Annotated in this window: 1 protein-coding gene and 1 pseudogene; both read right to left on the reverse strand. The window is 45.2% G+C overall.

The features are described from left to right. A pseudogene (locus PGQ38_RS19335) lies at positions 1–643 on the reverse strand (threonine/serine exporter family protein); the annotation flags it as partial. Between the two features lie 27 nt (positions 644–670). After that, positions 671–1,193, reverse strand: a 523-nt coding sequence (locus PGQ38_RS19340) for a DUF4866 family protein (RefSeq protein ID WP_270433201.1), incomplete at its 5' end; no start/stop codon positions are given.

A 1,193-nucleotide genomic window follows, 5' to 3' on the forward strand; every position in this document is an offset into this window, starting at 1 on the left:
CCTGCATATACAAAGCATGCCAGAGAAACCGAGGAAACAATTCCAAGAAACAGGGTAAAATGATGCTTTGTTAATTTACAGCGAAAGAAATTTCCAAGTCCTGCGCCAACAAAAGCACAGAACATTTCTACCAGTCCTCCGCCCAGAAGAAAGGTAAATCCACAGCATGACAGCATGCAATGGCGGCAGCCAGCCCCAGGGCTACCGGGGAATAAAGGCCATGAATTCTTTCAATCTCATCCAGATAGCTATGAAGCTCTTCCCCGGACATATTTTTCCCCTCTGTTTCAAAATCGCGGATAAAATGCTCCAGCCGGTTCAGCTTTGACGTATTCACCCCTGTATTGGTAAGACATAACGACTGGGTAAATCCGTTTTCCCCATCAAAACAGGTGTACTCAATGGACATCAGCCCGATATCTGTGGTGCAGGTAATCCCCATCGCTTCCGCCAGGGCATTCATAGAGCTTCGGACTCTCCATGCTCCAGTTCCACAGGATAAAAACATAATCCCTACACGTCCTATAATGGAAGCCTTTTCCGTGATGCTCGCATTTATAACGGGAGTATTTTTGCCATTTTCATCGGTGTATTCATGCCACTCCACGTCCATGTGATTTTTTCTGACCCTCTCCAACTGCATAAAGCCACTTCCTTCAAAAAAGTCTCATTATAATTTCAGGCTGTCATTTCCAGCCTGTTCCATCATCCGTTCCCTGCAGGCAAGAACGATTCCATCAATTTCCTCCATGCGCTGAAGCATTTTCTTCTCAAACTCATGGATAGGAAGGAGAACGCCAAGCTCATCAAAGGGTTTATCGGGACTTTCTTTTTTTATACCGGTCTCCTGTCCATAGAATACGACGGCATGCGGTGCTGCCTGCTGGATTTCCTGGAAAGTCTTCCATACAACGGCATAAGTCTGGGCTTCTGTAAGACCCAGCTTACAGGTATCCGGGAGTGCATAAAGGATCAAGATTCCACGCTGGCGTTCTTCTTTTTCTTCTTTAATTTCCAGTCCGTCCGTGTAAGAATGTACAATGTCATATCCATCTGCAAGGTAAAGCCCGGACCTGGGTACACACTCATGCCTGTCAAATGTCTCTTTAAATTTTTCGTATTCATGAGCGGAAACCATCTTCCCTGCTTCTGGAAGAAGCTCTCCTTTATAAGTTTCCATGAAATAAAATTTG

The organism is Blautia faecis, from assembly GCF_027662325.1.
Lineage (GTDB): Bacteria > Bacillota > Clostridia > Lachnospirales > Lachnospiraceae > Blautia_A > Blautia_A faecis.